We start from the raw sequence: 26,978 nt of genomic DNA, 5'->3' as shown, positions 1-26,978 counted from the left end.
CGATGACGACGAGAAGCGCAGCCGCCCTCGCCAGCGGCACCGCGAACACGGTCAAGCTCTTCGTGGCCGCGCTCGCGTTCACCAGCGCCTACGTCGGCTTCTCCGCCTACCACAACGCCATCTCGGCCACCGAGCCCGTGACGACCATCACCCTGTCGGCCCGCGAGAGTCCCATCTCCGCTCCCACCAGGCGGACGGCCCCCGCCGCCACGGCGGGAGAGGTCTCCGTCGGCGGCGGCGCCGGCTGCGCCGACCCGTACGTGGCCCGGAGCGTGGTCGTCAACCCCGACCCCGACCAGGCCGTGACGTACGGCTGGCGGCTCACCCGCTGGAGCCCCGCGAGCCGGGCCTGGCGCACCTACCTGGTGGACCACGGCGGCTTCGCCGCCGCCGCGAGCACCGTCGAGTGGCGGCCCCACGTCTCGGGCAACCCCGGGTGGTACCGCGTCGAGCTGGCCGTCGAAGGCGCCGAGACCATCAGGAGCGAGCGATTCCAGGTCAGCTGTTGACCGACTGCCGCGCCGCCTCCACCCAGCGCGGCACGCCGACCCGCCCGGCCACCTCGAGGGCCTTGTGGTAGTGGTCGCGCGCGGCGTCGGGCTGCCCCAGGCGGATGGCGAGGTCGCCGAGCGTCAGAGCGACAGGCCACAGCGCCACCACGCCGGTGCCGGCGCCCGCCACCCGGTCGGCGAACGGCTTGAGCTTGTCGTAGCAGTCGACCATCCGCTCCCGGTCGTCCAGCAGCATGCCGGCCAGCGCCCGCCAGGTCATCACCAGCTCGTAGAGGAAGTCGGGACGCACCGGCGGACGGGTGGCGGCCACGGCCCTGGCCTCGTCGAGACGGCCCGCCGAGGCGAGGGCGAGGGCGTAGGCGTCGAGCGTCCACTTGGCGCCCCGCAGGTGGGCCTCGGCGAGCTGGTCGACCATCCCGGCGGCCCGGCCGTCGACCAGGTGCAGGCAGAACGTCGTGATCAGCGGCAGGTCCTGGCGGCCCTCCAGCATGCCGGCCCGCTCCGTCATCCTGGCCGCGTCGCGGTAGGCCCGCCCGGCGCCGGCGTAGTCACCGGCGATCATGAGCCGCTGGCCGGCGTACCAGACGACGACCGCGGCCGGCGCCGACAGGTCGTACTGCTTGGCCAGGCGGTCGGCGGCGGCGGCGTGCTCGTCGGCGGTCGCGAACTCACCCCTGGCCGCCGCGCACTCCAGCAGCACCAGATGGGCCAGCGCCTGCGTGGCCATCTGGCCGGAGCGCTGGGCGACCTCCAGCAACTCCCTGCCGATGCTCTCGCGCGTGTCGACCGCGGGGATGTCGTACGACTGGCGCAGCCGCCCGCTGAGCGCGGCCGCGATCAGCGCGGAGTCGCCGCTCTGCCTGGCCAGCTCCAGCGCCTCCAGCGACGCCTGCCGGCCTCGCTCGGGGGAGGAGGAGCCCTCCAGCTCCAGGGCGAGCGTGGTCAGCAGGCTGGCCCGCAGCCGCTGCTCGCCCTCGGGCAGCTCCATGAGCGCCCGCTCGGTGACGTCGACGATCTCCCACGCGGTGCGGGTGAAGTCGCGGGCCATGCCCTTGTGCGGCACGGCCAGCGAGGCGGCCACCTTCGCGGTGATCTCGAGGTCGCCCAGCGGGAGCGCGGTGTCCATGGCCTGGCGGCGCAGAACCCTGGCCGCCGACATGTCGCCGCACAGCGCCAGGGCCCTGATCTGGCGCAGCATGAGCGCCAGCCGCTTCTTGGTGCGCTCCGGCGTCTGCGCGCCGCCCGGCTCGTCGTTGCGCGAACGGTCGAACGCGGCGATGGCCTGCTCCCACAGCGTGGCCGCCTCGCGGTGGGCGAAGCGCCGCTCGGCCTGCTCGGCCGCCAGCCCCGCGTAGTGGACGGCCTTCTCGGCCGCGTCGGCGAGGAAGTAGTGGTGGCCGAGCGCGGCCACGTCGGACGGAGTGCGCTCCTCGATGACGGCGGCCACGGCCGCGTGCAGCCGGGTGCGGCGCAGCCGGGACGCGTCGGAGTAGATCGTGTCGCGCACCAGGTCGTGGTCGAACCTGAGCAGCCCGGGCCCCGGCTCGGTCACCAGGCCCGCCAGCAGTGCCGCCTCGACGGCCTCGATGACGGCGTCCTCGTCGCCCGCCACGGCGATGAGCACGTCGAGGTCGACGTCGCGGCCGATCACGGCGGCCTGGAGCAGGATCTGCTGCGCGCCGGACGGCAGCCGCGAGATGCGCCGCCGCAGCACGTCGCGCACGCCGGAGGGCACCTGCGAGAGCACCTCGGTGGCGCTCGCCCGGTCGGCCGCGCCCTCGGAGTCGAGCAGGCGCACGGTCTCGCGGACGAAGAACGGGTTGCCGCCGGTGCGCTCGACGATCGACTCGACCGCGTCATCGTCGATCTCGCGCACGCAGGTGGCCTTGACCAGCTCGGCCACGGCCTTCGGGTCGAGCCCCGACAGGTTCACGCGGACCGGGCCGAGCCGGGCGAGGGCGGCCAGCACGTCGGACTGGCGGTCGTCGAGCTCGCTCTCCCTGCACGTCACCACGAGCAGCACCCGGCTGGTGGCCAGCAGGCTGGGCAGCGCCCGCAGCAGGGCCAGCGTCTGGTCGTCAGCCCAGTGGAGGTCTTCGAGCGTCAGCAGCACGGGCGACCTGCGCGCGACCCCCGCCAGGTAGCCGCCGACCGCGCGGTGCAGCCGGAAGCCGCCGGACACCTCGTCCTCGTCGGGGTCGGGGGCGGCGTCGTCGAGCAGCGGCGCGAGCAGCTGGGCGTATTCGCCGGCGCCGGTCACGCCGATGAGGGCGCGCAGGATCTCGACCCACGCCCAGCCGGGCGGGGTGGCGCTGGAGTCGGGGCAGGCCCCGGAGGCGGCGATCCAGCCGTCGCCGGCCAGCCGGGTCTCCACCTGGCGCAGCAGGGTGGTCTTGCCCGCGCCCGCGACCCCGGTCACGATCGCGACCTGGAACCTGCCGGTGCGGGAGGCCGCCGTGGTCAGCCTGGTCAGCTCGGCGTCGCGGCCGACGAACGGCTCGGGCTCCAGCGGCGGCGGGTCGACGGGCGTGGCCGGCCGGGGCGGCCAGGTGTCGGTGACCGGCGCTTGCCGCGCGGGCCGCGCCGGAGCGGCCAGCTCCAGCTCGGGCGACTGGGCCAGGATGTCGGACTCCAGCTTGCGCAGCGCCGGGCCCGGGTCGATGCCCAGCTCGTCGGCCAGGATGTTGCGCGCCCTGCGCAGCGCGGCCAGCGCGTCGCCCTGCCGGCCGCAGCGGTAGAGGCCCAGTGCCAGCAGCCGCCAGCCCTCCTCGCGCAGCGGATGCTCCGTGGTCAGTGCCTCGAGGTCGGGCACGGTCTCGGCGTGCATGCCGAGCCGCAGGCCGGTGTCGGCGTGCCGCTCGCGCGCCACGAGGCGCAGCTCGGTCAGCCGGTTGACCTCGGCCTCCGCCCACGGCTGGTCGGCGAAGTCGGAGTAGGGGGTGCCGCGCCACAGGCCCAGCGCCTTTTCCAGGCGGCCGCGGGCGGCCTGCGGATCGCCCTCGTCGAGGTGCTCGCCGGCCGCGCGTACGAGCTGCTCGAACCTGAGCGCGTCGACCTGGTCGGAGGCCACGCGCAGCGCGTAGCCGGACGCGACCGTCACGAGCAGCCGGTTGGGGCCGCCGCGCGGGCGGCCGGGCTCCAGCACCCTGCGCAGGCGCGAGATGTAGACCTGCAGGCCCGACTGCGCGCCCTTGGCCGCATCGTCGTCCCACAAGTCGTAAAGAAGCGTGTCAACGGGCACGACCTGGCCTCTGGCCACGAGGAGCCGGGCGAGGACGGCCCGCTGCCGCAACCCGCCGAGGTCGAGCTCGTCGTCGTGTTCGTACGCCTCGACTGGCCCCAGAACTCGGAACGCCACCATGTCAGCCGCCACGCTATGCGGGCCTGCGAATCACGCACAAGGTCTTTGTTGGGTTTGGGATTGTCACCGATCTACCTCCGCTTGGAAACCGCGTCCCCCGGTGCGGTGAGTCGTTGCAGGGTGCCAGGACATGGTGTTCACCTCGTGGTCGTGGTGCAGTGACCTGGAGCGCGTGCCGACCGGCCGCCGGGCGCGGCGGACGGCTCGATCCGGGTCGCGGAACGTCTTCGGCCGAGCGGGCCGGAGCGGTGGTCAAGAGGGGGCCTTCGAGATCGTGGACGGGGGCTCCGCCTCGGCGTCTCGGCCGTTTCGCCGGCGCAGGAGCGCCCATGCGCCCAGTGCCAGGCCGCCGAACGGGATCTCGATAGTGTAAGTCCAGAAGCCGAAAAGCAGTGCGGTCGCGATCGCGGGAGTGCCCGGCACCCCGAACGCGATCAGCAGGGCGGCCACGCCGCTCTCCATGATCCCCGCGCCGCTGGGCGTGATCAGGGCGCTGGTCAGGACCCTCGACAGCGCGAAAACGGCGATCGACTCGGCCAGGCCGGGCCAGGCGCCGGTGGCCTGCATGCAGGCGGCCATGATCGCCCACTGGAAGCCGAGGAAGAAGATCATGCCGAGCGACAGGCCGGGCCACCGGGTCCTGACGACGCCGGCGGTGTCGGCGCGCAGCCGGTGGAAGGCCGCGGAGGCGTGGAACTTCACCCGCAGCACCTTGGTGAGGCCGTCGAGCGCCCGGCCGAGCAGCGTGGCGGCGCGCTCCCAGTAGAGCGCCGCGGCCACGACCGCGCAGAGCACGAGGATGGAGATCGCGCCCGTCCAGCCCGCCTTGGCGACCGTCGCGTTGGGCGCCTCGTCCGCCATCAGCAGCGCGATGATCCCGACGGCCGGCAGGATAAACCTGAACAACGTGTTCCAGATGCCGCTGACCAGCGTCATGACCACGAACGAGCGGTTGGAGAAGCCCCATCCCTTCGTCATGGCGAACGACACCGCCACGCCGACCGCCCCGCCGAACGGCAGGAGGTTGCTCACCGCGCTGCCCGCGGCGTTGAGCGTGAGGCCCTGCAGGTTGTTCAGCCCCGGCAGGGAGTTGGTCAGCACGAACGTGTAGGCCACCAGGCTCAGCAGCCACAGCACGGCCATGATCGCGATCTCGCCCGCGCCGAGGGCGGCGAACAAGGTGCCGATCTCGGCCCAGGAGACCGGTTTGCCGGTGAGCGCGCGCACGATCTGAGGCAGGTAGACCACGAGCAGCACGGCCAGCCCGAGCGACAGGACGGACAGGGCGATCTGGAGCCACTTGTTCTTCATCGGGATCCAGTCTGACGGGTGACGCGGCGGCGCTCGTCGTTCGGGGGAACTTCGGGGAACTTCGGAGAACTGCGGGGGAACTCCGGCGGGGGACTAGGTCGGCCACCGGTCGAACGGATGGGTGAGGCGGGCGCCGGGAGGGAGGTCACGGCGAACGTACCACTCCGTGCCGAAGACCAGGCGGTAGAGAGGGCGGGGGACCTTCAGCATGACGGCGAGGGTGCGGTCGCTGTCGCCGCCGCTGGCCTGCGAGGCGTGCGCGGCCATGGACGCCCGCTTCTGTTTCGCATATTTCCGGACATTGACGCGGTGGGTGATCGTCTCGCTCGCCGAGTACGCGCTCTCGAACGTCCGCACGTCGAACTCCGGCGGGAACCGGTAGAAGCGGCTCGCCAGCCGCAGCAGCCTGACGAGCGGATCGCGGTTGACCGTCGCCTCCAGGACGATCGGCGTGCCCGCGATCTTCGACGCCCGCTTGCCCACCCGGTGCACCTGCACGTGGTCGGGATGGCCGTAGCCGCCCGCCGGGTCGTAGATCGCCAGCAGCTCGGCCTCCTCCTCCTGCAGGATCGCGGCCAGCGCCTTGGCCGCCGCCTCGGTGTCGGCGTCGATGAAGGCGTTGTCGGGTCGCTCGTCCGCGCTGCCGCCCTGAGGGCTCAGCCCCGAGTCGCCGTAACCCAGGCATTCCACGCGGGCGCAGCCGAGCAGCGCGGCCGACGCGTAGAGCTCCTTGAGCCTGGTCTCGCCGAGCGCCTCTCCCGGCTCCATCTCGGCCAGGCCGCGCTCGCCCGCCGTGGCCACCACGAGCACCACGCGGTGCCCCTCGGCCGCGAGCATCGCCATGGTGCCCGCCGTCAGCAGGGCCTCGTCATCGGGGTGGGCATGAAAGAACACAGCGGTACGTGGAGGCACACGCCCAGATTAGTCTGGGAGGGGTGCGGATCTTTCACGTGAGCGACTGTTACCTGCCGCGACTCGGGGGGATCGAGGTCCAGGTCGCCGATCTCGTGCGGATGCAGCGGGAGGCCGGACACGACGTCTCCGTGGCCACGGCGACCAGGGGCGAGCCGCTGCCGGGCGTGCACAGGATCGTCGCCAGGATGCCGTTCGACCTTCCCGTGCACCCGTTCGGAGTGGGGCATCTCACGCGCCGGCTCGCCTCGGTCCGGCCCGACGTGGTCCACGTGCACGCGGGGGCGGTCTCGCCGTTCGCCTGGATGGGCGCGCGGGCCGCGGTGCGTGCCGGGGTGCCGTGCGTGGTGACCGTGCACAGCATGTGGGATCCGGTCACGCGGGGCCTCTACCGGCTGCTGCGGCTCGCGTTCGGCTGGCAGCGGTGGCGGCTGGTGGCGACCACCGTCAGCAACGCCGCCGCGGCTCCCATCCGCGAGGTGGCGGGGCCCGGGGTGCCGGTGCGCGTGGTCGCCAACGGGCTCGACCTGTCGGGCTGGGCGCCGCCGCCAGGCCCGCCCGCCCCGCGCGAGGAGGTGCATGTCGTCGCGGTCGGGCGGCTGGCTCCGCGCAAGCACCCCGTACGCCTGCTGAAGCTGCTGCAGGCGGCCCGCGCGCGGGTCCCCTCCGAGATCCCCATGCGGGCCACGATCGTCGGCGACGGGCCCGCACGGGGCCAGATGGGACGATTCCTCGCCAAACACGGCATGACCGGCTGGGTCTCGCTGCCCGGGCGGCACACCCGTGAGCAGATCGCCAAGGTCCTGGAGACGGCCGACGTCTTCGTGGCTCCGGCGCCGCGCGAGTCGTTCGGCATCGCGGCGCTCGAGGCGCGGGCGGCGGGGCTGCCCGTGGTGGCCAGGGCGCAGAGCGGGGTCGCCGACTTCGTCAAGCACGGCACGGAGGGGCTGCTCGGGCGCACGCCGGGCGACCTGGCACGGGCGGTGGCGCGACTGTGCGCCGATCCGGGGTTGCGCGAGTCCATCGCGGCGCACAACCGTGCCACGCCGCCCGCCGCGGGCTCGTGGCCGGCCGTGATCGAGGGTTTCGACCAGGCGTACGCGCAGGCGAGGTCCATGCGCAGCCCTCATGAGCGGCCCCATGAGCCGCGAGGTGAGCGGCCCCCTCAGTCGCGCCGCAGCACCACGTAGCCGTCGCGCTCGAACACCTTCACGTAACCCTGGGCCTCCAGCTCGCCGACCGCGGCGAGCTGCTGCTCGGGCGTGCCGAAGGGGAACTCCCAGCGGGAGGTGTCGGCCACCACCCACGGCGCGCCGTGCGGCGTGGCCCCCCACAGCAGGACGGTGGTCCTCGAGGTCAGCGCGGGGCCGACGGAGTTGGCGGCCTCGACGGTGACCCCCGAGGGCACCTTGGCGACGGCCTCGGCGGCGGCGGCCGCCTTGGGCTCGGTGTAGAAGCCCGGATGGTAGAGCTGGTCGAGGGCGAACCGGGGCACCAGGGTGAGCGCCACCGCACAGGCGCCCGCCGCCCAGGCCAGCTTGAGCGAGCGGTCGCCGGAGCGTCTGATCAGCCGTAACAGCCTCGACAGGCCGTCGACGCCCGCGCAGAGCAGGATCACCACGGTGAACGCGCTGTAGTGGAAGTCCGCCTGCCACCACTGGGGCCGGTCGGCCAGCATGCGGACGAGCACGTGCGGCAGCGCGACCAGCGACAGCGGGGAGAGCAGGCACAACAACAACGTCGGCCACACCATCAGGAGCAGGGTGTCGACCTTGGCCTCCTCGCTGAAGGCGAGCAGCACCGCGGCGAACGGGTCACGCAGGATGCCGAGGAGGGCGCCGGGCAGGTCGTCCCCGAGATGCCCGTAGGCCCAGTAGTCCTTGGCGTCGCCGCCGAACACCGAGATCGTCAGCCCGCGCACGAGCAGCACGGCGCCGAGGCCGAGCAGCGCGCTCAGCACGCCGCGCCACCGGTCGCCGAGAGCGATCAGGCAGGCCCCCGCGCCGATCACCATGAGCCCCATGTCCTCCTTGACGAGGAGGAGGGCGGCCATCGCCAGGAACGCGGGCAGCATGCGTCCGGCGTGGTAACGCTCGATCATGATCGCGGTGAGCACGGGGACGAACATGGCCTCGTGCACGTCGAACGCGACCGCCTGCGCCACCGGCCACGACAGCGCGTACGCGACGCAGACCAGGTAGGCGGGCCAGGTGCCGAGGACGCGCCGGGTGAACAGCCAGACGAACGGGATCGCGGCGGCGAACAGCGCCGCCTGCGCGACGACCAGCGTCCCGGGGCCGTCGTGGATCCAGTAGAACGGCGCCAGCACCGCGTAGATGGGCGAGAAGTGGTCGGCGAGCTGGACGTAGTCCATGCCCCGGCCGCCGAACATGCCGCGCACCGGGATGTACGGAGGCCGCAGGCCCGCGTAGTTGCGCACCGCCTGGTCCACGATCACCAGGTCGAACGTGGTGGCCCTGAAGGTGGCGAGCTTGACCAGGCCGAGCACGGCGTAGGCCACCCCGGCGACGAGCGCGACGGCGCCCACCCGCACGCGGTGGCCCGGCAGCCGGCTCTTCCATGACGGGACGTCGCCGCCGCCGGCCCCCACCGGCGTCTCGAGCGTCTGTCCCGTCACGGGGAGCAAGACTAGAACGGATCAGCCCGAACCCGGACACGGCCGCCGCCCCTTACCGCCCCCCACGGGCGGAGCGGCGACCGTGCGCCCGGCTAGGAGCAGGCAGCCGTGATCTTGCTCTGGAAGCCGCTCACCTTGCCGCTGAACTCGGAGACCGAGCTCAGGTCGCCGCCCTTCATGGAGTCGAACCCGGCCGCGAGGTCGTTGAGCGCGGCGGCGACCTCACCGTCGTACTTGCCCGCGAGCTCCTTGGTCTTGTCGGCCGCGGTCTGCGACGCGGTGCCGATCGCGTCGGTGTCGGCGGCGTTCTTCGTGACCGCGGTGCTCCACTCACTGGCGATCTTGCCGGCCTCGCCGGCCGCGGTGTTGCAGTCTACGGCGTTGCCCAGGGCACCACAGGCGGTGGTGAGGACGGCAAGAGTAAGCGTCGCGGCCGCGACGGCCAGACGACGGCGTGGGGGAGTCATTTCCGTGCCCTTCGTAGGTTTGCGAACGAAGGGAACATTATGGGGCACGACTTGACCGCCACTTGCACCCCACTAACACCACGGGCGTCAGACAGGCGTAAAGCCGTGCAGCAGGACCTGCACGATCTGCTCCGGCTCGGGTAGGGGAAGATCCAGGAGCCCCCGGTAAGCGACGAAACCGGCGAACATATCGGTAAGCATCCAGAGGTCGGCGTTCGGCGGCAGCTCGCCGCGTTCGATCGCGCGCTCGTACACGATCCACGAGCGCTCCATCCTGGCGCGCATCCCGGTACGGATGATCTCGGCGACCGCCGGGTCCCGGCCCGCCTCGCCGAAGACCTGCCTGGCCAGGCGCGCGACGTCGGGATGGTGCCAGAGGGCGAGGGTGTCGGAGACCACCACGCGCAGGTCGCCCTCGAACGAGCCGGTGTCGGGGATGGCGACGTGCGCGTTCATGAGGCCGGTGATGGCTTCGAGCACCATGTCGCGCTTGCTGGCGTAGCGGCGGAACACGCTGGCCCGGCCCACGCCCGCCGCCGCCGCGACGTCGTCCACGGTGAAGTCGAGGCCTTGGGAGAGCACCAGCCCGGCCACGGCCTGCCTGATGCGGTGATCGACCGTGGGATCGGGCTTGCGTCCACGCGCAGACATAATGATACTCCCAATATCAGATATCAACGGTCTCACAATTAGGGGTTGCTATGAGGGTAATCGTGGTCGGAGCGGGCGTCGCGGGGCTCGCCGTGGCGCGCGGCCTGCTCAACGCCGGTCACGAGGTCGAGATCTACGAGGAGGCCCCCGAGCTGCGTACGGCCGGCGGTTCGGTCACGCTCTGGCCGGCCGCCACGGCCATCCTCCGCGAGCTCAAGGCCGACTACTCCGGGACCGGGCGGCGCCTGGAGACCATGGAGTCCTGGGCCGTCGATGGGCGCAGGCTGTTCACCGTCGACCTGACCGAGGCCGAACGCCGCTACGGCCACCCGAGCGTGCACGTGGCCCGCCGCGACCTGGTCGAGCTGCTCGCCGACGGCATGCCGGTGACCTACGGGGTGGGCGCCGAGCACGTGGTGCCCGAGCGGGCCGAGGTGCGCCTGTCCGACGGCCGTACGGTCCGCGGCGACGTGCTCGTGGGGGCCGACGGGCGGCGCTCGGCGGTGCGCGAGGCCCTGTGGGGCGGCGACCGCGCGAAGCTGAGCGGCTGGGTGACCTGGCAGGGGTTCACCACCAGGCCCACGACGCTCACCGAGCAGGCCAGGGCCGTGATGATCGCCGGCGCGCGGGGGTTGTGCGGGCTGATCCCGGCGGGCGGGGGCCGGCTGTTGTGGTGGTTCGACGTCAAGGCCGCGCCGGGCGGGCCCTTCTGGGACGGCGATCCCGACGTGGCCGAGCGACTGCGGGAGCGGTTCCGCGGATGGGCGGAGCCGGTGCCCGACATTCTGGAGACGATCACCGAGATCGACTTCTTCCCCCATCACAAGCAGCCGTTCGCCGCGGCCTGGGGCAAGGGGCCGACCACGCTGGCCGGCGACTCCGCCCACACCATGCCGCCCACCATGGCCCAGGGCGCCAACCAGGCGCTGGAGGACGCCTGGCTGCTGAGTACGGCGATCGGCGGCCTGGGGTCCGGGCCCGGTCGCGACGAACTGGCCGGCGCGCTGCGCGCGTACGAGCGGGCGAGGTCGAAGGTCGTACGCCTGCCCGCCCGGCTGGCCGCCACCGCGATCACCGACAGGCAGGGCTCGTTCGCCGGATTGTTCCCCGACCGGTTCGCGACCTGGCTGTATGTCAAGTGGTTGCGGAGAGTCAGCACATACCTCTTGACAGCGTCCTGAGCGCGACCTGACGATGTCGCATATAGAGCAACTCGGTGCGTAATACGCAACAAGAGGTGACGGTTGACGACGACGTCAAGCTTGATCGCGACCCTTCAGGGGAGCTCCTATACGGACCCTGAGGTGTTCGCGCACGAGCAGGCAAGGATCTTCGAGAACCTCTGGTTCTGCGCCGTCAGGGCAGGGGATCTGCCCAAGCCGGGCGCGTTCAGGACGGTCCAGGTCGGCAGGGAGAACGTGATCGTGGTCCGCGGCCGGGACGACCGGCTGCGCGCCTTCCTCAACGTCTGCAGGCACCGCGGCGCCCGGCTGTGCGTGGAGGAGCAGGGCGAGGTACGCCGGACGATCAGGTGCGCCTACCATGCCTGGTCCTACGACCTCGACGGCCGGCTCGCCGCCGCGCCCAACCTGGTGAAGATGCCCGACATCGACCGCGTGGCGTACGGGCTGGTGCCCGTGCACCTGCGGGAATGGCTGGGGTACGCGTGGGTGTGCCTGGCCGCCGAGCCGCCCTCGTTCGAGGAGACGGTGCTCAACGCCGCCACCGAACGGCTCGGCGACCCGGCCGCCATCGACCGCTACCACGTCGAGGATCTCGCGCTCGGCCGCAGGATCCGCTACGACGTCAAGGCCAACTGGAAGCTCATCGTCGAGAACTTCATGGAGTGCTACCACTGCGCCACCATCCATCCCGAGCTGACGGCCGTGTTGCCGGAGTTCGCCGGCGGCTACGCGGCCCAGTACTACGTGGGCCACGGCGCCGAGTTCGCCGCCAGGGCCGAGGGCTTCACCGTGGACGGCGGCCCCGGCTTCGGCCGGCTGCCCGAGTTGTCACAGGAACAGGACCGGCGCTACTACGCGATCACCGTCAGGCCGCAGGTGTTCGTCAACCTCGTGCCCGACCACGTGATCATGCACCGCATGTACCCGATGGCCGCCGACAGGACGGTCGTCGAGTGCGACTGGCTCTACCATCCCGACGTGATCGCCTCGGGGGCGGACCTGTCGACGTCCGTCGAGTTGTTCCACCGGGTCAACGAGCAGGACTTCGACGCCTGCGAGCGGACCCAGCCCGGCATGTCGTCAAGGGCGTACGTGGAGGGCGGGGTGCTCGTGCCGAGCGAGCACCACATCGCCCTCTTCCATCAGTGGGTGAACCAGCGCTTGCGGGGATAGCGCACGGTGAGCCCTCCGTACTTCGCCCTGCCGCTGATCACCACCTGGAGGGCGCCGGGGCGAGGCCGGCTCGGGACGTGGCTCGTCGAGGTGTTGCCCCAGTCGCTCTGGAAGGCGTCCACGTTCACCACCGCGCCCTCGGGCAGGATGATCTTGGCGGAGCCGTACGTGAGGTCGAGCTCGACGTCGACGACCGAGTGCGTGATGACGGCCTGGGAGAGGTCGAGCTCGGCGCTGCCGTATTTGGAGGACACCCGCAGCCGCCGGGGGACGGCCCAGTCGCCCGAGCGCTTGAGATGGCCGTGCTTCGCCTCCAGTTCGACCACGTCGTTGACCTGGGGCTGGTCGACGGGGAGATCGTTGATCAGACTCAGCAGGTCGCCGTAGGTCTTCGCACTCAGGGCGACCTCGAGCCGGTCTTCGAGCTCCATCTGGGTGAGACGACCCTCGGTGAACGCCCGTTGAAGCTGCTGGGCGGTGCGTTCCCGATCTTCGTCGGAGACCCGCATCTGCATTTCCGACATGTCATGAGCATAGGTTCGCAACGCTCAGAACGGGAGACGTCGGCCGGAAGGGGCGCGCAAATCGAGGGGCGGCGTCGGGCGCACAGGCCGGGGGCGGTGGCTGACCTGTATTCTCTTCACATCTATTGGGTACCCGGCGGATCGCCGTGAAGTCGCGATCCTTGGGTAGCGTGAAGGCTGATGTTGGCAGAACCGTTCTCGCATCCGGCTCTCCTCTACCGAGGCGAGCCGGAATACGTTGCTGCCACGACCGCCTTCGTCCGCGAGGGCCTGGCGGCCGGCGATCCCGTCGCCGTAGCCGTCCCCGCCCGCAATCTCTCGCTCATCGAGGCCGCGCTGGGGCCGGAGGCCAGGGCGGTCAGCCTGATCGACATGGGCGAGGAGGGGCGCAACCCCGGCCGCATCATCCCCGCCGTGCTGCGCGACTTCGCCGACCGGCACGCCGGCGACCACGTGCGCATCATCGGCGAGCCCGTCTGGCCGGGCCGCACCACGACCGAATATCCCGCGTGCGCCCAGCACGAGGCGCTGATCAACCTGTCGTTCGCGGGCCGGCACGTCACGATCCTGTGCCCCTACGACGTCGCAGCCCTGGCCCCGGCGGTGATCGAGGAGGCGGCGCGCACCCATCCCGTGCTGCGCGACGCCTCCGGCGAGCGGCGCAGCCCCGCCTACGCGCCCGAGCTGGTGATCGACGCGCACAACCGGCCGCTGGACGAGCCCCCGCCGAAGTGCCCCACGCTGCGGTTCGACAGCGGCAACCTGTCGGCGGCGCGGGCGCTGGCCGCGCGCGAGGCCGCCACGCTGGGCTTCGACGGCGACCGGCTCGACGACGTGCGGCTGGTCGTGGCCGAGCTGGGCGCCAACAGCCTCGACCACGGCGGCGGCGACGGCACGATCAAGGTGTGGTTCGCGGACGGGCGGCTGGTGTGCGAGGTCAGCGACGCCGGCCACATCACCGACCCGCTGGCCGGGCGCAGCCCGGTCGACCCGCGCCAGGCGGGCTCGCGCGGGCTGCTCATCGTCAACCTGCTCAGCGACCTCGTACGCGTGCACTCGACGCCGGAGGGCACCACCACCCGGGCCTATTTCGACGCCCCCCGCCACCGCTGAGCGGCGGCGTCAGAGCTCGACCTCCGCCATGCTGGGATAGCGCGTGCCGCGCACCGCGCCGGCGGGCACGGCCGCGGCCAGCGCGCCGAGCTGCTCGGGTGTCAGTCTGATGTCCGCGGCGGCGGCGTTCTCCTCCAGATAGCGCAGCCGCTTCGTGCCCGGGATCGGCACGACGTCCTCCCCCTGGGCGAGCACCCAGGCCAGCGCGAGCTGCGCCGCGGTGACGCCGGCCGCGTCGGCGATCTTCTTCACCTCGGCCACCAGCGCCTGGTTGTGCCGGGCGTTGTCGCCCACGTTGCGCGGCATGTGCTTGCGGAAGTCGTCGTCGGGCAGCTCGTCGGCCGGCGGCAGCGTGCCGGTCAGGAAGCCGCGGCTGATCGGCGAGTAGGCCACCAGCGCGACGCCGAGCTCGCGGGCCGCCGGCCGGATCTCCTCCTCGATACCCCTGGTGAACAGGGAGTATTCGCTCTGCAGCGCGGCGATCGCATGCACGGAGCAGGCCTCGCGCAGCGTGCGCGCGCTCACTTCCGACAGCCCGAGATGGCGCACCTTGCCCTGCTCGACCAGCTCCGCCATGGCGCCTACCGACTCCTCGACCGGGACGGCCGGGTTGCGGCGGTGCATGTAGTAGAGGTCGATGTGGTCGACGCCGAGCCGCTTGAGCGAGGCGTCGCAGGCGGCCCTGATGTACCCGGGGCTGTTCACGACCGAGCGGCTGTCCCCTTCACGCTTGACGCCGAACTTGGTGGCCAGCACCACCTCGCCGCGGCGGCCCTTGATGGCGCGGCCGACGAGCTCCTCGTTGGCCCCTTTGCCGTACATATCGGCGGTGTCCAGAAAGTTCATGCCGAGGTCGAGTGCGCGGTTGATGACGGCGATCGACTCGCCCTCGTCGCCCCGGCCGTAGAATTCGGACATCCCCATGCAGCCGAGCCCGAGCGCGGAGACCTCGGGTCCGCCGTTTCCGAGCGTGCGCCTCTTCATCACTGCCTCCTTGGTCCTCCCTCCAGGGTCACCTCTGGAGCGCACTCCAGGTCAAATCGGGCTGCGGCCGGCTCCACCCACCCTGAGGGGGCGAGCCCTACCCAGGGTCATGTCCAGGCAGGTCACCGGTGTCGGCCAGGGTCTGCCGCGACCAAGGTATTAGGGGATCCTTCAGGGCCGGTTCGGGCCCATCTCCGATGGTCGCAAAGCTCGCGTTCCACGAGCTTGGAGGCATGAAGGGATTGCTTGCCACGGGATTCGCAGCCATCGGCACCGGGAGCGGCGCCATGCTCGCCCTGCACGCGGGATCCGACCTGGACCCGCTGCACAGTGTGATCAGCGAGTACGCGTGGCAGTCCGCCGGATGGCTGCTGCCCGCCTCGCTGACGTTGTTCGCGGCAGGCTCCGCGCTGATCGCCGAGGCACTGCGCCGGTCCGGGACGAACCTCTGGGTCGTCGCGCTGCTCCTGGTGTGGGGGACGAGCATGTTCCTGGTCGGCGCCTTCCCCACGGACCGGCCTGGAGTACCGCTCTCCCTGTCGGGAGGCATCCACCGTTATGCCGCCTTCGCCGCCTTCCTGGTGATGCCCGCGGCAGGATTGTTGCTGGCCCGGGCGAACGTGCGGTTCGCCAGAGCGGTGCGGGTCCTCAGCGGGGTGGCGCTGGGGGCGCTGCTGCTGGTCGTGATCCCGTACGTGGTCCGCATGCTCGGCGTCCCGCTGACCAACGAGGACATCCCGGCCGGCCTGACCCAGCGGGTCGTGGTCATCACGGAGCTGGGCGTGCTGGCGCTGGCCGGCCTGTCGATGCTCAAGCCCTCGGCCCGGCGCTCCGGCGTCTCGCCGATCATGGCCTAGCCCCAGGAGTGAAAGCAGCCTCCCGGGAAAGGGGAGAGTTCCGCATTCACCTGAGGAGTGGCTGTAATGACGATTCTGATCGCGTACGACGGTTCCGACGACGCCAAGGCCGCGATCGCGTTCGCGGCCGAGATGTTCCGCGGCGCGGACGCGGTCGTGCTGACGGTGTGGGAGCGGCTGGCGATGACCTCGGCCAGGGCCTCCGCCGGGCTGATGATGGCCATGGACCAGTCCGCCCTCGAGGACGAGGCGATCGCCAAGGCGATGCGCGAGCTGGCGGGACGCGGCGCGGACCTGGCGAAGGAGGGCGGGCTGAACGCCGTCCCCCGGTGCGACGTGGACAGCGTGGCCGTCTGGTCGACGATCGTGGACGTCGCCGGCGAGATCGACGCCAAGCTCATCGTGACCGGCACGCGCGGGCTCGGCGGGGTGCGCTCGCTGCTGCTCGGCAGCACGTCGGACCGGGTGCTGCACCACGCGGGCAGGCCGGTGCTGGTGGTGCCCGCCCCGGAGCGGAAGGACTGAGCGTTCACGTGTTCGCGTACGATGAGGGCACCGTGACGTCGATGGCCCGGGCGTGCCGCTGAAAGCGCCCCGAACATGCACACCACTGAGAGGCCCACCCTCCCGCGCGCATGAGCGGGATCCGGGTGCGCACCAGGAAAGATCTCCGGTCCCAGCGACGGCGGCGACCGCCCCGCTGCCTGGGTCACCTCACCGTCGCGCCGCTCTGGCCGATGCACAACGCCAACCTCGGCACCCTCCTGCGCACCTGTGACGCGGTCGGCGCGTGCCTGGCAGTGCCCCGCCTGCCGTGGGTGCCCGAGGCGCTGGCCAAGGGCAACACTCTGCGCAAGGGGGCCTGCGTGCACTGGGTGCGCCCGCTGGGCTGGCTGGCCCGCAGGGAGGAGCGGGTGCTCGGCGTCGAGCTGGCCGAGGAGGCCATCCGGCTGGCCGACCTGCCGATGGCCAGGGAGCCCACCGTGGTCGTGCTGGGCCACGAATCCACCGGCATTCCCGGCGAGGCGCTCGACCTGCTCGACGCCGTGGTCGAGATCCCCATGATCGGCACGGGCGCGAGCCTCAACGTGGCGGTGGCCGGGTCGCTCGTGCTGTACAAACTGGCCGGATTCTCCTGAGCTCGCCCTGTAGCATGGGGATCATGACGACGTGCCTGGTGATGATGAGCCCCTAGGGGCTCATCATCGGCGACGTCTTGTTGAGGCCCTGCGAGCGGGGCCTCTCGTCGTGTCCGGGGCCCCTTGGAGGCATCCGATGTACATCACGACGACCATCCCCTACGTCAACGCCCGCCCGCATCTCGGGCACGCCCTGGAGCTGGTCCAGGCCGACGTGCTGGCCCGGCACCACCGGCGGCGGGGCGAGCCCGTGCGGTTCCAGACCGGCACCGACGACAACTCCTTGAAGAACGTGCTGGCCGCCGAGGCGGAGGGCGTGCCGGTGCGGGAGCTGGTGGACAGGAACGCCGCCGCGTTCGAGGCGCTGCGGGGGCCGCTGGACCTGTCCTTCGACGCGTTCATCAGGACGAGCAGCCATCCGGGGCACCGTGCCGGCGTCGAGCGGATCTGGGAGGCCACCCGGCACGACCTCTACCAGCGGCACTACGAGGGGCTCTACTGCGTGGGCTGCGAGCAGTTCTACCCGGAAGGGCCCTGTCCCGATGGCCACGAGGCCCCGCTGCAGGTCGTCTCCGAGCAGAACTGGTTCTTCCGGCTCTCCCGCTATCAGGACATCCTGCTCGACCTCGTCCGCGGCGGGCGGCTCAGGATCGAGCCGGCGGCCCGGCGCAACGAGGTGCTGGCGTTCATCGAGGCGGGGCTGGACGACATCAGCGTCTCGCGGTCCGCCGCCCGCGCCCGGGGGTGGGGCATCCCGGTTCCCCGCGATCCCGGCCAGGTCGTCTACGTGTGGTGGGACGCCCTCGCCAACTACGTCACCGCGCTCGAAGGCGGCGACTACGACCGCTGGTGGGTGGCCGAGCCGCGCAAGGTGCACCTCATGGGCAAGGGCGTGATCCGCTTCCACGCCGTCTACTGGCCCGCCATGTTGTTGTCCGCGGGAAAGCCGCTGCCCACGGGGATCTTCGTGCACGACTACCTCACGGCGGACGGCCGCAAGATCAGCAAGTCGTCTGGTGGCGCCGCCGACCCGGTGGCGCTGGTGGACGCGTACGGGGTCGACGCCGTGCGGTGGTGGCTGCTGCGTGAGGTGCCGCGCGTGGGCGACGCCGACTTCACCGAAGGACGGCTGGCCGCCCGCGCCGACGAGGACCTCGCCAACGGGCTGGGCAACCTGGTCAACCGGGTCGTCACCATGGTGCACCGGTTCCTGGACGGCCGGGTCCCCGTGGAGGCACGGGAAGAAGTGCCGTTCGACGTGGCTGACGCGGTGCACGAGGCTCTGGAGGCCTTCGACTTCCGGCGGGCGGCGAGCGCCGTGCAGGCGCTGGTCGAGCAGGCCAACCGGTACGTCGAGCGGACCCGGCCCTGGGCGCGGTCGCGGGCCGGCCAGGAGGTGGCCCTGGCCACGCTGGTGCACGCGTGCCGGACGCTGGCCGTACAGCTGGAGCCGTTCCTGCCCACGGCGGCGGCGCGCGTGGCCGCGGCCGTGACTTCCGCGGGTGACGGGCGGCTGCCCCGGCCGGAGCCGTTGTTCCGGCGGCTGGCCGTGCCGACCGCCGGGCCACGTGACGCCCCGCGAGCCGGTGTTGACGGCGGGCGGTCGCCAGCCTAGGTTGGCGCGCACCAGACCCGCCGGTATGGAGGCGCCGCATGCCCACCGTCGACACCATGCGCGGTCCCGTGGACGTTGACGATCTCGGGCAGACCCTCATGCACGAGCACATCTTCGTCGTGGCCGCCGAACACCTGGACAACTACGGCAGGGGCGCGTGGTGGGACGAGGAGTTCCGGGTGGCGGACGCGGTCGGGAAGCTCAACGCGGTGGCGGCGAAGGGCGTGCGGACGCTGGTCGACCCGACGGTGTGGGGGCTGGGCCGCTACATCCCGCGCGTCCAGCGGGTCGCCGAGCAGGTGCCGGGCCTGAACATCATCGTCGCCACCGGCCTCTACTCCTTCGAGGAGTTGCCGCACCAGTACGAGCACCGGGGCCCGGGCCTGTTCCTCGACGGGCCCGACCCGATGGTCGACGACTTCGTCCGCGACCTCACCGACGGCATCGCCGACACCGGGGTCAGGGCGGCGTTCCTGAAGTGCGTCGTCGAGGCCAAGGGCCTGACGCCCGGCGTCGAGCGCATCTGCCGGGCGGTCGCGCGGGCGCACGCGCGCACCGGCGCGCCGATCACCGTCCACACCAACGCGTTCACCCGGAGCGGACTTCTCGCGCTCGACCTGTTCGCCGAGGAGGGAACCGACCTGGAGAAGGTGATCGTCGGGCACGCGGGGGACAGCAACGACCTCGACTACCTCATGCGCATGGCCGACACCGGCGCGACCCTCGGAATGGACCGCTTCGGGTTGGACGTCTACAACTCGACCGCGCAGCGGGTGGCCACGATCGCGGAGCTCTGTCAGCGCGGATACGCCGACCGTATGGTCCTCAGTCATGACACCGCCTGTTTCATGGACTACTTCGGCGGTGCCTGGGATGACGCCCGCGCCACGCTCGCGCCCAACTGGCGCTACGATCACATTCACGACGACGTGTTGGCCGCACTGCTCGACTCGGGTGTGACCGATGGCCAGATTGAGCAGATGCTGGTGTTCAACCCGAAGCGCTACTTCTCGTAGAGTGGTTGGATCGGGCAAGCAACGCAGGTAGGTGGAGCTGGGTGACTTCGGAGCAGGCCTTGTCGATAAGCCTCGGACTCCAGGGACCCTGTGTCATCGCGCGGTTGACGGGGGATTTCGACTTCGGCTCCGCCGCGGAGGTTCGCGACCGCGTCACCAAGGCTCTCGACCTGACCCAGCCTCCGCTGCTCGTCATCGACATGCAGGCGGTCAGCGTCTGCGACTCCTCGGGCCTGTCCGTGCTGGTCTACCTGCACAAGGCCGTCACCGCCTCAGGGGGCCGGCTGCTGTTGTCGGGGCTCAACGGCCGCTGCAAGCACCTGTTCGCGATCACCGCGCTCGACAAGTTCTTCGACATCCGCAGCACGGCCGAGCTGGCCATCGCCGAGCTCAACGAAGCGGGCGATCCGCCGCCGTTCACCGACTGAGTGCCGGCAAGGGGCCCAGCCGAAGGGCCGTCTGCCGTGCTGTCCCTGCTCAGCAGGCTGGGCATCTCCGGCATTCGGGTATAAGCCCAGCATAAAAATGTAACTGTTTCATATCAGATCGCCTTGGTGAAATGTTGGTATTTCCGGATTCTTGTTGTAATCGACTGGATACCGGTCGCTGCCACAGGGGGATGGCGACGGCATCACTGGGGGAATCATGATCAGAAGTCTGGTTGGAACGTTCTTAGTCGCCGCTGCGGCTACCTCGCTCATGGCCGCGCCCGCCGGCGCGACGTCGTCCTCGGCCGGCGCGTCCTCGGCCGGCGCGGTCGCGGTCACCGCCAAGCCTCATCTCATTCGCGGCAAGATCTCCTTCGGCCGGTGCGGGCACACCTGCCGGGTCAAGGTCAGAATCAGGAACATCTCGCGTACGACCGTCTTCAACGTCAGGCTCAAGGCCCGGCTCAAGGTCAACGGCAGGCACGTGGGCACGTGCTACGACAACGTCGGAACCATCAGGGCCCGCAAGACCCGCTGGGCCTCGTGCACCGTGCGCTCCAGGAGCCTCTCCCGCGCCTACAACCGGTATCTCGCCGGCAGGAGCGACTACAACCGGCACGTCTTCACCACGACCTACTACAGGTATTACCGCTAGACGACGGACGAGGGCCGGCCGCGTCGCGGCCGGCCCTCGGGCCTACGCGGTGACGAGGAGCGCCAGCCCGATCAGCACCACGACCGGGACAAGCCACATCACGGCCTCGACAGCGAACTCCTTGTACATCGCGTGAATCTCCTTCTCCGGGGCAGGCACACGTCAATGGGCAGCATAGCCGCCCGCCAACCATGCCGAGGTCGCGGAGCTCGCGGAGCTCGCCGCCGGGCTCAGGCGGTGACCGCGCCGTCGGAGGCGGAGCGGACGGTGGCCACATATTTGGTCAGCACGCCGCGTTCGACCTCGCGTTCCGGCCGCTGCCAGGCGGCGCGGCGGCGTTCCAGCTCGGCCTCGGGCACCAGCAGGTCGAGGGTCGCGGCGGCGCTGTCGATGACGATCGGGTCGCCGTCGCGCACCAGCGCGATCGGCCCGCCGTGGTAGGCCTCGGGGGCCACGTGCCCGATCACCCGCCCGTGCGAGACCCCGCTGAAACGGCCGTCGGTCACGAGGGCCACCGAGGTGCCGAGGCCCCGGCCGACCAACGGGCCGGTGATCGAGAGCATCTCGCGCATGCCGGGCCCGCCCGCCGGCCCTTCATAGCGGACCACGATCACGTCGCCGGGCACGATGAGGTCCGCCTCGATGGCGGCGATGCACGCGTCCTCGGAGTCGAAGACCTTGGCCGGGCCTTCGTGGCGGAAGTCGTCCTTGCCGCCCAGTTTGAGCACGCATCCGTCGGGGGCGAGTGAGCCGCGCAGGATGGCCAGGGCGCCCCGGGCCTTGAACGGCTGGTCCGCGTCGGCCACGACGGTCTGGCCCGGTGTCTCCCGGGCCTGCGCGGCGACGTCGGCGAGCGTGCGGCCGTCGACCAGGGTGACGTTCTCGCGCAGCAGGTCGGCTTCCAGCAGGCGGCGGACGACGAGAGAGGTGCCGCCCGCCCGCCACAGGTCGGCGGCGGTGTGAGGGCCGCCGCTCGGCTTGAGCCCGGTGATGATCGGGACCTGGCGGCAGACCTCGCCGATCGTGTCGATGGCGAGGGGAAGTCCCGCTTCGCGGGCGATGGCGAGCAGGTGCAGGACGGCGTTGGTGGAGCCGCCCATGGCCGCGACCGAGACGATCGCGTTGTGCAGGGCGTCGGCGGTCAGGATGCGGGAGGGGCGGGCGTCGCGGGCCAGCGCCTCCATGGCGATCTGGCCGGCGCGGCGGGCGGCGGTGTCCTTCTCCGGGGCCACGGCGGGGATGTCGCCGATGCCGAAGGGCGCCAGGCCGAGGAAGTCGGCGACGCTGCCCATGGTGTTGGCGGTGTACTGGGCGGCGCAGGTGCCGGCTCCTGGGCAGGCGTGGCGGGCCAGGTCGTCGAGTTCGGCCTGGTCGAGGCGGCCGACGGCGCGTTCGCCGAGGGCTTCCCACATGTCCTGGATGGTGACGTCGCGTCCGCGCCAGCGGCCCGGCAGCATGCTGCCGCTGTAGAGGACGACCGCGGGCACGTCGAGGCGGGCCAGCGCCATGATGGCGGCCGGCACGGTCTTGTCGCAGCCGACGATGGCCACCAGGGCGTCGAAGGAGTGGGCCCGGCCCATGAGCTCGATCGAGTCGGCGATCACTTCGCGGCTGATCAGCGAGGCGCGCATGCCTGGCGTGTGCATGGTGAGGTTGTCGGAGACGGCGATGGTGTTGAACTCCATCGGCAGCCCGCCCGCCGCGCGCACGCCGTCGGCCACGTGCGCGGCCAGCTCGCGGTGGTTCAGGTTGCACGGCATGGTGCCGGTCCAGGTGGAGGCGATGCCCACCACGGGGCGGCGCATGTCCTCGTCCGACAGGCCCATGGCATAGAGGTGGGAGCGGGCGGGTGCGCGGTCGGGGTCGTCGGCGATGCTCAAGGGGTCAACCTCCGGTGTACGGGTCGTCGCACCTCAATGATCCTGTGCCCGCTCCCGGCGGCTTCCTCCGGCCCCCTCACTGCTCGCGCAGGCCCCACGGCGAGCCGTACGCCACCAGCAGGTCCAGGAACGGACGCGGCTCGAACGCCTCCGGCCCCAGCACGCCCGCGCCCTTCCACACGCCGCCGGCCAGCAGCTCGAGGGCGACGACGGGATTGACGGCGGTCTGCCAGACCACGGCCTGGGAGCCGTACTCGTGCATCGACCACGCGTTGTCCACCACGTGGTACAGGTACACCTCGCGCGCCCGCCCGTCCTTGGCCCCCTTCACCCAGGTGCCGGCGCAGGTCCTGCCGCGCATGCGGTCGCCGAGCCCCGCCGGATCGGGCAGCACGGCGGCGACCACGTCGCGCGGGGCCACCAGGGCGGTGCCCTGGCCGGACCTGACCCTGACCGGTTCGGTGCCGGACAGCCCGAGCGTGTGCAGGGCCCTGAGCTTGTCGATGAAGTCCTGGCCGAGGCCGTACTTGAAGGTGACCCGGCCGGCGTCCACCCAGCGCGGGACCAGCACGACCTCCTCGTGCTCGACGTTCACGCACTCGACCGGGCCGATGCCCTCGGGGAAGTCGAAGACCTCCGGCTCGCTGAACGGCTCAGTGGTGTGCCAGCCGCGGCCCTTCTCGTAGACGACCGGCGGGTTGAGGCATTCCTCCAGGGTGGTCCAGATGGAGAACGACGGCGCGAACGCGTAACCCTCGACGGTCAGGTCGCCGCCGTCCCTGACGCCGATCTCCTCGATCTCGTCGAAGAGCTCGTCGGCGGCGTACCTGGCGAAGACGTCGGAGAGGCCCGGCTCCACGCCCATGCCGACCAGGGCGAGCCGCCCGGACGCGGACCACGCGTCCGCGCGGGCGAACTGCTCGTCGCCCAGCTTCACCCCAACCTCCTCGTACGGCCGGTCGGGGTGCGGCCGCGACAGCGACATCGCCATGTCGAGATAGTCCGCTCCGGCCGCGAGCGCCGCCTCGAACAGCGGCAGCACGAAACGGGGGTCGGTGGCGTTCAGCAGGACGTCGCAGCGGTGTACGGCGAGCAGCGCGGCCACGGCGGCGGTGTCGCCGGCGTCGACCCTGGCGGGGGTGAACCTGCCCGCCCGCTCGCCCAGCGCGGTGATGGCCGCCTCGGCGCGGGGGAGGTCGTAGTCGGCGACGACCATGTGCTCGAAGAACGGGCGGCGCGCCGCGATCCTGGTGATGGCGGTGCCCACACCGCCGGATCCCACGAGAAGGATGCGCATGACAATAAATCCCCTTTTAAGTGGATTCGAGGGGTGTGTCGTCCATCCCATGCCGGTAGGCTCATCAACGTCAATGATGTTGACATAAGGGGCGGGCCATGGCCGAACGGGTGGTCGGCGAGACGTCGCGCAGGCGGCGGCGCCCCACCAAGCAAGGGCAGGTCCTGACCCACCGGCTCATCGTCGAGACCGCCCTGCGGATGTTGCGGGAGCACGGCGCGGCAGGGCTCAGCGCCCGCCGGCTCGGCCTCGCGCTCGGGGCCGACGCCAGCGCCGTCTACCGCTACTTCCGCGGCATGGACGACCTCGTCCTCGCGATCGCGGACGAGCTGTACGGCCACGCCATGGCCGGCTGGGCGGCCACCGGCGACTGGCAGGCCGACCTGCGCGACCTCGGCCTGCGCATCCACCACGCCTACCTCGCCCACCCGCAGGCCGCCCTGCTGACCGCCAGCCGCGTCACCGGCCGGCCGAACGAAGTGGCGGGCGACGAGACGATCCTCGGCATCCTGCGCGGCGCCGGCTTCCCCGACGACGACGCCGTCCGGATCTACCACGCGTTCATCGACCAGAGCCTGGCCTTCGCCATCCTCGACGCCGCCACCCTGGCGCTCCCCAAGGCGGCGCGGGAGGCCGACGAGGAAGTGTGGCGCGACACGTACGCGCGGCTGCCCGTCACCACCCACCCCAACATCGCCGCCACCGCGCCGCTCCTGGTCGCCCGCATGAACGACAGCGCCTACCCGACGGCGCTCGACATGCTGCTGTCCAGCGCTTCGTCCCAGCTCAGCGGGTAGATCGCAGGTATGCCCGTGCACCTGGGCATGCGCGGCCTCTTCCTGCGCCATGCCGACCCGTCGGCCGTCCCGCAACGCGGCACGCGGCTCCGGCTGGCCACGGACGAGGTGGCGTACGACCTCATCGCCCTCATCCAGTGCGAGCCGCTCGGCCCGCGTGCCTCGCTCGACCCCGACCCGCTGCGCGGGATGTGGCAGGCGGCGACCGCGTACATGTCGCTCGGCAGGGACGCCGGGCAGGTCGTCAGCGACCCGGACGCCCCGGACGAGCGCCGGGTCTGCAAGCGTGAACGTTGCCGCCGGTGCGGGGCCGCCGTACGGACCTGGTAGCTCGCCTCCAGAACCGCGTATGCCTGCCCGGTGGACCAGTCCGGGTAGCCTGGCAGCAGGAGTGACATGAGCATCACCACACGTGACCACCTGCTGGACATCCGGCGCATCTACCTCGAGCCCGCGGCCGCCGAGCTGCCCCGGGGCCAGGAGATCCTCGCCCGCTTTCCCGGCGCCGAGCTCATCGAGATCGCCGGCCACCACCGCATCCCCGAGCTCTACGGCGACGAGCGCAACGTCGCCCGATGGGTGCGCATCAAGACCGAGGCGCTGGTGCTCGGGGTGAAGAAGTCGCTGACGGCCCGCCCCAACGGCCGCTCCGCCGACTTCATCGCCCCTTCCACGGCCAACGGCTGCGCGATGGCCTGCGCCTACTGCTACGTGCCGCGCCGCAAGGGATACAGCAACCCGATCACCGTCTTCGCCAACATCGACAAGATCATCGCCTACCTCCGGCGTCACGCCGCCCGGCAGGGCGTCAAGTCCGAGCCCAACCAGGTCGATCCCCACGACTGGGTCTACGACATCGGCGAGAACTCCGACTGCTCCGTCGACGCCACGATCTCCCGGAACGTCCGCGACCTGGTGGAGACGTTCCGCGACCTCCCCGGCGCCAAGGCCAGCTTCGCCACCAAGTACGTCAACCGCGACCTGCTCAACTGGGACCCTCGGTCGAGTACCAGGATCCGCTTCAGCCTCATGCCCGCCGCCGACTCCAAGCTCCTCGACATCCGCACCTCACCCCTCACCGACAGGATCTCGGCGATCAACGACTTCGTCGCCGCCGGGTACGAAGTGCACGTCAACCTCAGCCCGGTCGTGGTCCGCGACGGCTGGCTGGAGAGCTGGGCCGAACTGCTGGAGCAACTCGACGACGCCCTCAACCCCGAGGCACGCCGGCAGCTCGCCGCCGAGATCGTGTTCCTCACCCACAACGAACGCCTCCACGAGGTCAACCTGGGCTGGCATCCCCAGGCGGAGGAGGTGTTGTGGCGGCCGGACGTGCAGCAGGCCAAACGGTCGCAGACGGGCGGCTGGAACGTCCGCTACCGTACCGGCCTCAAGGGACGCTACGTGGCCGCCCTCACCGACCTGATCACCGCCAAGCTGCCTTACTGCCGCATCCGGTACGCCTTCTGAGCTCCGGTGCGCAACGGGGCGCGCCGAAGAGCGATGGAGTTCACGTCAATGCTGTGCGGACTTTCACGAAGAAGCCGGAATCCGTCGCCATTCGAATCAGGAACTGCTGGTGAGCGTAGCTGCGCATCCCGGAGAACCAGGTCGTCTCCGGTAGCCGCCGCAGTGCGAGGACGGTCTCGCGCGGCTTCTGATCCGGGCGGACGATGTACATGGCCTCGCTGATCACGCCGGGCATCGAGCCGCCCTTGGTGCCGATGAGGAGCGTGCGGGGATCGGCGCCGGGCTGGCGCATCGGCCATTCCAAGTGCCTGCTCGCCGTCTTGTCCGTCCTGAGCCCGGCCAGCACTCTGCGCAGAACGCCGGGTTCGACGCGGGTCACGGTTTCGCCCAAGGAGGCCTGCTGGGCGAAGCCGGGAAGCGTGAGCCGCACCGGCTTTCCCGCCTTGACGTAGTTCTTCAGGCAGACGTCGGCGGTGAACGTGCAGCCGCCGAAGGCGCGGAGCATCTCGCCGTTGATGGTGCCGACGCGCGTTCGCGCGATCTTGCGCAGCGCGCCGGGGCCGAGGCGGTCGCGCAACAGGTCGGCGGCGGCGTTGTCACTCTCCTCGATCATGGCGGAGACGATCTGGTCGAGCGTGACGCTCGTACCGGGCTTGAGCCGTTGGAGCGCCGCTTCGTGCGCACCGCCATCGGTGCCGGGCAGGTGGTAGGAGTTCCACCGGGTCACGGGGACACGTTCGTCCGGCTCGATCTTTCCCTTGTGGACGGCGGCGGTGTAGGCAGCGAGGTGGATGATCTTGATGGTCGACGCCACGGGGGTGAGGCGATCGGCATTGTGGCTGATGCCCTGCGTCACCAGCGCGACGTCGTCGGGGTGAGCGCGGATGTAGGAGAGTACGGCCTCAGCGTCCTTCAGGTCGGCCGGGGCAGCGCTCGTCGGGGAGACCAGCAGCGAGGGCAGGAGCATGGCGAAGAGAGCTTTCATCTATCAAGC

Annotated in this window: 26 protein-coding genes; 15 read left to right on the top strand and 11 right to left on the bottom strand. The window is 71.2% G+C overall.

Annotated features, from left to right (window positions below; translation table 11 throughout):
• Positions 1-2: 2 nt before the first annotated feature.
• Positions 3-509 (top strand): hypothetical protein, encoded by a 507-nt coding sequence (locus ACZ6SA_RS30510; RefSeq protein WP_465831976.1) that lies wholly within the window; start codon positions 3-5, stop codon positions 507-509.
• Here ACZ6SA_RS30510 and ACZ6SA_RS30505 read toward each other — a convergent pair.
• The 3 genes from ACZ6SA_RS30505 to ACZ6SA_RS30495 form a co-directional block, all read right to left on the bottom strand.
• Positions 499-3,873: a BTAD domain-containing putative transcriptional regulator gene (locus tag ACZ6SA_RS30505; protein ID WP_465831974.1), complete on the bottom strand. Its 3,375-nt coding sequence runs from the start codon at positions 3,871-3,873 to the stop codon at positions 499-501. The genes ACZ6SA_RS30510 and ACZ6SA_RS30505 overlap by 11 nt on opposite strands.
• A gap of 252 nt (positions 3,874-4,125) precedes the next feature.
• Positions 4,126-5,184, bottom strand: a complete 1,059-nt coding sequence (locus tag ACZ6SA_RS30500; RefSeq protein ID WP_465831972.1) for a lysylphosphatidylglycerol synthase domain-containing protein — start codon at positions 5,182-5,184, stop codon at positions 4,126-4,128.
• 93 nt (positions 5,185-5,277) lie between these two features.
• The gene (locus ACZ6SA_RS30495; protein WP_347647200.1) at positions 5,278-6,096 is read right to left on the bottom strand and encodes a PIG-L deacetylase family protein; all 819 of its coding nucleotides are present in this window, start codon (positions 6,094-6,096) and stop codon (positions 5,278-5,280) included.
• A 23-nt stretch (positions 6,097-6,119) separates the two neighbouring features.
• On the opposite strand from ACZ6SA_RS30495, the gene ACZ6SA_RS30490 reads away from it, so the two are divergent.
• Positions 6,120-7,286, top strand: a complete 1,167-nt coding sequence (locus ACZ6SA_RS30490) for a glycosyltransferase family 4 protein (RefSeq protein ID WP_465831970.1) — start codon at positions 6,120-6,122, stop codon at positions 7,284-7,286.
• On the opposite strand, the gene ACZ6SA_RS30485 is transcribed toward ACZ6SA_RS30490, so the two are convergent.
• The 3 genes from ACZ6SA_RS30485 to ACZ6SA_RS30475 all read right to left on the bottom strand — a co-directional run bounded on the left by ACZ6SA_RS30485 (position 7,262) and on the right by ACZ6SA_RS30475 (position 9,852).
• The gene (locus ACZ6SA_RS30485; RefSeq protein ID WP_465831968.1) at positions 7,262-8,734 is read right to left on the bottom strand and encodes a DUF2079 domain-containing protein; all 1,473 of its coding nucleotides are present in this window, start codon (positions 8,732-8,734) and stop codon (positions 7,262-7,264) included. The two genes, ACZ6SA_RS30490 and ACZ6SA_RS30485, sit on opposite strands and share 25 nt — an antisense overlap.
• Positions 8,735-8,826: 92 nt before the next feature.
• Complete coding sequence (locus ACZ6SA_RS30480) at positions 8,827-9,201, bottom strand: hypothetical protein (protein WP_465831966.1); 375 nt, start codon at positions 9,199-9,201, stop codon at positions 8,827-8,829.
• An 87-nt stretch (positions 9,202-9,288) separates the two neighbouring features.
• Positions 9,289-9,852 (bottom strand): TetR-like C-terminal domain-containing protein, encoded by a 564-nt coding sequence (locus ACZ6SA_RS30475; RefSeq protein WP_347647204.1) that lies wholly within the window; start codon positions 9,850-9,852, stop codon positions 9,289-9,291.
• A gap of 50 nt (positions 9,853-9,902) precedes the next feature.
• Here ACZ6SA_RS30475 and ACZ6SA_RS30470 point away from each other — a divergent pair, with 50 nt between their 5' ends.
• Both ACZ6SA_RS30470 and ACZ6SA_RS30465 read left to right on the top strand, forming a co-directional pair.
• On the top strand, positions 9,903-11,033 hold the full coding sequence (locus ACZ6SA_RS30470; protein ID WP_347647205.1) for an FAD-dependent oxidoreductase: 1,131 nt from the start codon (positions 9,903-9,905) through the stop codon (positions 11,031-11,033).
• A gap of 81 nt (positions 11,034-11,114) precedes the next feature.
• On the top strand, positions 11,115-12,209 hold the full coding sequence (locus tag ACZ6SA_RS30465; protein ID WP_465831963.1) for an aromatic ring-hydroxylating oxygenase subunit alpha: 1,095 nt from the start codon (positions 11,115-11,117) through the stop codon (positions 12,207-12,209).
• Here the strand turns inward: ACZ6SA_RS30465 and ACZ6SA_RS30460 are convergent.
• Positions 12,179-12,733, bottom strand: coding sequence for a DUF1707 SHOCT-like domain-containing protein (locus tag ACZ6SA_RS30460; protein ID WP_347647207.1), 555 nt, complete (start codon positions 12,731-12,733; stop codon positions 12,179-12,181). The genes ACZ6SA_RS30465 and ACZ6SA_RS30460 overlap by 31 nt on opposite strands.
• A 180-nt stretch (positions 12,734-12,913) precedes the next feature.
• Here ACZ6SA_RS30460 and ACZ6SA_RS30455 point away from each other — a divergent pair, with 180 nt between their 5' ends.
• Entirely contained in the window at positions 12,914-13,846 is a 933-nt protein-coding gene (locus ACZ6SA_RS30455; protein WP_347647208.1) for an anti-sigma factor RsbA family regulatory protein, read from the top strand.
• 9 nt (positions 13,847-13,855) lie between these two features.
• Here the strand turns inward: ACZ6SA_RS30455 and ACZ6SA_RS30450 are convergent, their stop codons facing one another.
• A complete protein-coding gene (locus ACZ6SA_RS30450) occupies positions 13,856-14,830 on the bottom strand; it encodes an aldo/keto reductase (protein WP_465831960.1) in 975 nt (324 codons plus the stop codon).
• A gap of 233 nt (positions 14,831-15,063) precedes the next feature.
• On the opposite strand from ACZ6SA_RS30450, the gene ACZ6SA_RS30445 reads away from it, so the two are divergent.
• The 7 genes from ACZ6SA_RS30445 to ACZ6SA_RS30415 all read left to right on the top strand — a co-directional run bounded on the left by ACZ6SA_RS30445 (position 15,064) and on the right by ACZ6SA_RS30415 (position 20,540).
• The gene (locus ACZ6SA_RS30445) at positions 15,064-15,687 is read left to right on the top strand and encodes a DUF998 domain-containing protein (protein ID WP_347647210.1); all 624 of its coding nucleotides are present in this window, start codon (positions 15,064-15,066) and stop codon (positions 15,685-15,687) included.
• A gap of 66 nt (positions 15,688-15,753) precedes the next feature.
• The gene (locus tag ACZ6SA_RS30440; RefSeq protein WP_347647211.1) at positions 15,754-16,212 is read left to right on the top strand and encodes a universal stress protein; all 459 of its coding nucleotides are present in this window, start codon (positions 15,754-15,756) and stop codon (positions 16,210-16,212) included.
• Between the two features lie 110 nt (positions 16,213-16,322).
• On the top strand, positions 16,323-16,826 hold the full coding sequence (locus ACZ6SA_RS30435) for a TrmH family RNA methyltransferase (protein WP_465831957.1): 504 nt from the start codon (positions 16,323-16,325) through the stop codon (positions 16,824-16,826).
• A 136-nt stretch (positions 16,827-16,962) separates the two neighbouring features.
• Positions 16,963-18,441, top strand: coding sequence for a methionine--tRNA ligase (metG, locus tag ACZ6SA_RS30430; RefSeq protein ID WP_465831955.1), 1,479 nt, complete (start codon positions 16,963-16,965; stop codon positions 18,439-18,441).
• A 38-nt stretch (positions 18,442-18,479) separates the two neighbouring features.
• Positions 18,480-19,457 (top strand): phosphotriesterase family protein, encoded by a 978-nt coding sequence (locus ACZ6SA_RS30425; protein WP_465831953.1) that lies wholly within the window; start codon positions 18,480-18,482, stop codon positions 19,455-19,457.
• Between the two features lie 41 nt (positions 19,458-19,498).
• Positions 19,499-19,885 (top strand): STAS domain-containing protein, encoded by a 387-nt coding sequence (locus ACZ6SA_RS30420; protein ID WP_132603662.1) that lies wholly within the window; start codon positions 19,499-19,501, stop codon positions 19,883-19,885.
• A 217-nt stretch (positions 19,886-20,102) separates the two neighbouring features.
• Positions 20,103-20,540, top strand: a complete 438-nt coding sequence (locus ACZ6SA_RS30415; RefSeq protein WP_347647214.1) for a hypothetical protein — start codon at positions 20,103-20,105, stop codon at positions 20,538-20,540.
• A 230-nt stretch (positions 20,541-20,770) separates the two neighbouring features.
• Here the strand turns inward: ACZ6SA_RS30415 and ilvD are convergent, their stop codons facing one another.
• A complete protein-coding gene (gene ilvD, locus ACZ6SA_RS30410) occupies positions 20,771-22,420 on the bottom strand; it encodes a dihydroxy-acid dehydratase (protein ID WP_465831950.1) in 1,650 nt (549 codons plus the stop codon).
• 76 nt (positions 22,421-22,496) lie between these two features.
• On the bottom strand, positions 22,497-23,717 hold the full coding sequence (locus ACZ6SA_RS30405) for a saccharopine dehydrogenase family protein (protein WP_465831948.1): 1,221 nt from the start codon (positions 23,715-23,717) through the stop codon (positions 22,497-22,499).
• A 98-nt stretch (positions 23,718-23,815) separates the two neighbouring features.
• On the opposite strand from ACZ6SA_RS30405, the gene ACZ6SA_RS30400 reads away from it, so the two are divergent.
• The 3 genes from ACZ6SA_RS30400 to ACZ6SA_RS30390 all read left to right on the top strand — a co-directional run bounded on the left by ACZ6SA_RS30400 (position 23,816) and on the right by ACZ6SA_RS30390 (position 25,984).
• A complete protein-coding gene (locus ACZ6SA_RS30400) occupies positions 23,816-24,514 on the top strand; it encodes a TetR/AcrR family transcriptional regulator (RefSeq protein WP_465831946.1) in 699 nt (232 codons plus the stop codon).
• Positions 24,515-24,523: 9 nt separating this feature from the next.
• On the top strand, positions 24,524-24,844 hold the full coding sequence (locus ACZ6SA_RS30395) for a hypothetical protein (protein ID WP_465831944.1): 321 nt from the start codon (positions 24,524-24,526) through the stop codon (positions 24,842-24,844).
• Between the two features lie 66 nt (positions 24,845-24,910).
• Complete coding sequence (locus tag ACZ6SA_RS30390) at positions 24,911-25,984, top strand: spore photoproduct lyase family protein (protein ID WP_465831942.1); 1,074 nt, start codon at positions 24,911-24,913, stop codon at positions 25,982-25,984.
• Between the two features lie 40 nt (positions 25,985-26,024).
• On the opposite strand, the gene ACZ6SA_RS30385 is transcribed toward ACZ6SA_RS30390, so the two are convergent.
• Entirely contained in the window at positions 26,025-26,969 is a 945-nt protein-coding gene (locus ACZ6SA_RS30385; RefSeq protein WP_347647220.1) for a serine hydrolase, read from the bottom strand.
• Between the last annotated feature and the right edge of the window lie 9 nt (positions 26,970-26,978).

Source organism: Nonomuraea sp. NPDC049378 (assembly GCF_055586745.1).
This window is presented reverse-complemented; position numbering and strand designations above follow the sequence as displayed.

Bases quoted from the DNA above. Each gene is read 5' to 3' on its own strand.
- ACZ6SA_RS30510 (WP_465831976.1), top strand. From the start codon at position 3: ATGACGACGAGAAGCGCAGCCGCCCTCGCCAGCGGCACCGCGAACACG.
- ACZ6SA_RS30505 (WP_465831974.1), bottom strand. From the start codon at position 3,873: ATGGTGGCGTTCCGAGTTCTGGGGCCAGTCGAGGCGTACGAACACGAC.
- ACZ6SA_RS30500 (WP_465831972.1), bottom strand. From the start codon at position 5,184: ATGAAGAACAAGTGGCTCCAGATCGCCCTGTCCGTCCTGTCGCTCGGG.
- ACZ6SA_RS30480 (WP_465831966.1), bottom strand. From the start codon at position 9,201: ATGACTCCCCCACGCCGTCGTCTGGCCGTCGCGGCCGCGACGCTTACT.
- ACZ6SA_RS30475 (WP_347647204.1), bottom strand. From the start codon at position 9,852: ATGTCTGCGCGTGGACGCAAGCCCGATCCCACGGTCGATCACCGCATC.
- ACZ6SA_RS30470 (WP_347647205.1), top strand. From the start codon at position 9,903: ATGAGGGTAATCGTGGTCGGAGCGGGCGTCGCGGGGCTCGCCGTGGCG.
- ACZ6SA_RS30460 (WP_347647207.1), bottom strand. From the start codon at position 12,733: ATGTCGGAAATGCAGATGCGGGTCTCCGACGAAGATCGGGAACGCACC.
- ACZ6SA_RS30455 (WP_347647208.1), top strand. From the start codon at position 12,914: ATGTTGGCAGAACCGTTCTCGCATCCGGCTCTCCTCTACCGAGGCGAG.
- ACZ6SA_RS30450 (WP_465831960.1), bottom strand. From the start codon at position 14,830: ATGAAGAGGCGCACGCTCGGAAACGGCGGACCCGAGGTCTCCGCGCTC.
- ACZ6SA_RS30445 (WP_347647210.1), top strand. From the start codon at position 15,064: ATGAAGGGATTGCTTGCCACGGGATTCGCAGCCATCGGCACCGGGAGC.
- ACZ6SA_RS30440 (WP_347647211.1), top strand. From the start codon at position 15,754: ATGACGATTCTGATCGCGTACGACGGTTCCGACGACGCCAAGGCCGCG.
- ACZ6SA_RS30435 (WP_465831957.1), top strand. From the start codon at position 16,323: ATGAGCGGGATCCGGGTGCGCACCAGGAAAGATCTCCGGTCCCAGCGA.
- metG (WP_465831955.1), top strand. From the start codon at position 16,963: ATGTACATCACGACGACCATCCCCTACGTCAACGCCCGCCCGCATCTC.
- ACZ6SA_RS30425 (WP_465831953.1), top strand. From the start codon at position 18,480: ATGCCCACCGTCGACACCATGCGCGGTCCCGTGGACGTTGACGATCTC.
- ACZ6SA_RS30415 (WP_347647214.1), top strand. From the start codon at position 20,103: ATGATCAGAAGTCTGGTTGGAACGTTCTTAGTCGCCGCTGCGGCTACC.
- ACZ6SA_RS30405 (WP_465831948.1), bottom strand. From the start codon at position 23,717: ATGCGCATCCTTCTCGTGGGATCCGGCGGTGTGGGCACCGCCATCACC.
- ACZ6SA_RS30400 (WP_465831946.1), top strand. From the start codon at position 23,816: ATGGCCGAACGGGTGGTCGGCGAGACGTCGCGCAGGCGGCGGCGCCCC.
- ACZ6SA_RS30395 (WP_465831944.1), top strand. From the start codon at position 24,524: ATGCCCGTGCACCTGGGCATGCGCGGCCTCTTCCTGCGCCATGCCGAC.
- ACZ6SA_RS30390 (WP_465831942.1), top strand. From the start codon at position 24,911: ATGAGCATCACCACACGTGACCACCTGCTGGACATCCGGCGCATCTAC.
- ACZ6SA_RS30385 (WP_347647220.1), bottom strand. From the start codon at position 26,969: ATGAAAGCTCTCTTCGCCATGCTCCTGCCCTCGCTGCTGGTCTCCCCG.